This window comes from Tardiphaga sp. (assembly GCF_025356345.1).
Taxonomy (GTDB): Bacteria; Pseudomonadota; Alphaproteobacteria; order Rhizobiales; family Xanthobacteraceae; genus Tardiphaga.
The window spans coordinates 1-2,388 of sequence record NZ_JANXTC010000328.1; the positions used below are offsets into that span (position 1 = coordinate 1).

The 2,388-nt window shown below is 63.6% G+C and carries 1 protein-coding gene; it reads right to left on the reverse strand.

Translation table 11 applies throughout. From position 1 onward, the window contains the following. Positions 1-325: 325 nt before the first annotated feature. A complete protein-coding gene (guaA, locus tag Q0S16_RS19995) occupies positions 326-1,930 on the reverse strand; it encodes a glutamine-hydrolyzing GMP synthase (RefSeq protein ID WP_295852027.1) in 1,605 nt (534 codons plus the stop codon). Positions 1,931-2,388: the final 458 nt, after the last annotated feature.

The window sequence follows — 2,388 nt, forward strand, 5'->3', positions numbered from 1 at the left end:
ATCCCGCAGCTCACGGAAAGCTTCTACGCCATTATTCAGAACCGCCGGTTTCCCAACCAGCTTCTTGGCGACCTGCTGACCCGATATGCGCGGCCGGCAACGTCTGTTTGCATCGGTTGACGGAACGCGAGAGCCGCCCGGACCGCCGCAAGCGAGATCGTACGAGGCGGATCAGGCGTTGGGGCGCGTCATGTCATGATCTTTACCGAACCGGAAAATGATAACGGTCGCCGTCAAAATCCGTCGCATTCTCCCGATCGGGAACTTCTCGCGATCAGGCGTATCCACCCCGTACCGCCGTTCGCTTCGAGCCGACGGATCACCGTCACTCCCACTCGATCGTCCCCGGCGGCTTGCTCGTGATATCATACACCACGCGGTTGACGCCCTTGACCTCGTTGATGATCCGGGTCGCGGTCTCGCCCAAAAATTTCATCTCGAACGGATAGAAATCGGCGGTCATGCCGTCGGTCGAGGTCACCGCGCGCAGGCCGACGACGAATTCGTAGGTGCGGCCATCGCCCATCACGCCGACGGTTTTCACGGGCAGCAACACCGCGAAGGCCTGCCAGATGGTGTCGTACAGGCCGGCCTTGCGGATCTGGTCGATATAGACCGCGTCGGCATTGCGCAGGATGTCGAGTTTCTCCGCGGTGATCTCGCCGGGGCAGCGGATCGCGAGACCGGGACCCGGGAACGGATGCCGGCCAACGAAGATGTCCGGCAGGCCGAGTTCGCGGCCCAACACGCGGACTTCGTCCTTGAACAATTCGCGCAACGGCTCGACCAGCTTCATCTTCATGAAGTCCGGCAGGCCGCCGACATTGTGATGCGACTTGATGGTCACCGACGGACCGCCGGTGAACGACACGCTCTCGATCACGTCGGGATACAGCGTGCCCTGCGCCAGGAAGTCCGCGCCGCCGATCTTCTTGGCTTCGGCATCGAACACGTCGATGAACAACCCGCCGATGATTTTTCGCTTTTTCTCCGGGTCGGTCACGCCCGCGAGCTTGCCGAGGAACAGGTCTTCCGCCTGCACGTGTACCAGCGGGATATTGTAGTGATGCCGGAACAGCTCGACGACGGTCTTGCCCTCGTCCTTGCGCAGCATGCCGTGATCGACGAACACGCAAGTGAGCTGGTCGCCGATCGCCTCGTGGATCAGCACCGCCGCCACCGCGGAATCGACGCCACCCGACAGGCCGCAAATCACCTTGCCCGTGCCGACCTGGGCGCGGATTTTTTCGATCGCTTCCTCGCGGAAGGCGCGCATGGTCCAGTCACCGGTCAGACCGGCGACCTTGCGCACGAAGTTGCGGATCAATTTCGCGCCATCGGGCGTATGCACGACTTCGGGGTGAAACATCAGCCCGTAATATTTGCGCTTCTCGTCCTGGATGATGGCGCAGGGCGCGTTGGGCGACACGCCGGCAATTTCAAAGCCCGGCGGGATTTGGGTGATGCGGTCGCCATGGCTCATCCATACCGGGTTCTTCTCGCCAAGCGCCCAGGTGTCGTCGAACAGCGCGCTGGCCGCCTTGACCTCGACATCGGCGCGGCCGAATTCGCGGTGGTGGCCTCCCTCGACGCTGCCGCCGAGCTGGGCCGCCATCACCATCTGGCCGTAGCAGATGCCGAGCACCGGCACGCCACTGTCGAAGATCGATTGCGGCGCGCGCGGCGAGCCTTCCTCGTGGACCGATTCGGGCCCGCCCGACAGAATCACGGCCTTCGGCTTCATTTCAGCGAACGCCGCCTCGGCCTTGTGGTACGGCACGATCTCGGAATAGACGCCCTCCTCGCGCACCCGGCGCGCGATCAGCTGCGTCACCTGGGAGCCGAAATCGACGATCAGAATCTTGTCATGCTCCGCGGCGACATGCGGCGACGGATCGGGCGAGACGGGAGTTTTGCTGGGGGCTGTCATAGCGAGGAATTACGCGACTCCCGGCGGGGTCGCAAGCCCGAAGACCAGCCTAGCCCCGCCCCATCCCCGTCATTGCGAGGAGCCCTTGCGACGAAGCAATCCAGTTCTGCCGAGCTTGCGGCTTTCTGGATTGCCGCGTCGCGGAGTTTATCATCGGGCCGGCGAAGCCGGACCCGTTGGCTCCTGGGAAGAAAGGGCACTTGTCCCGGACGCGGCGCAATGCGCCTCCGCAGGAGGCGTCATGCGCCGCGGAGCCGGGACCGCCAGAAACGCGGTCGCCTGACGCGGTCCCGGCTCTGCGGAGCGGCATAAGAATGCCGCACCGCGTCCGGGACACGAACCCTATCTTTTCATATCTCAGGATCGGCCAAAAAAGGCCGGTGCCGAACTCGCAATGACGGGGTTAGACCGGAGCCCGATTATGCCCGTCCCTACCCCCGGAACGCCATGCCGCCATC

Coding starts and splice junctions, on each gene's coding strand:
- guaA (WP_295852027.1), bottom strand. CDS start 1,930: ATGACAGCCCCCAGCAAAACTCCCGTCTCGCCCGATCCGTCGCCGCAT.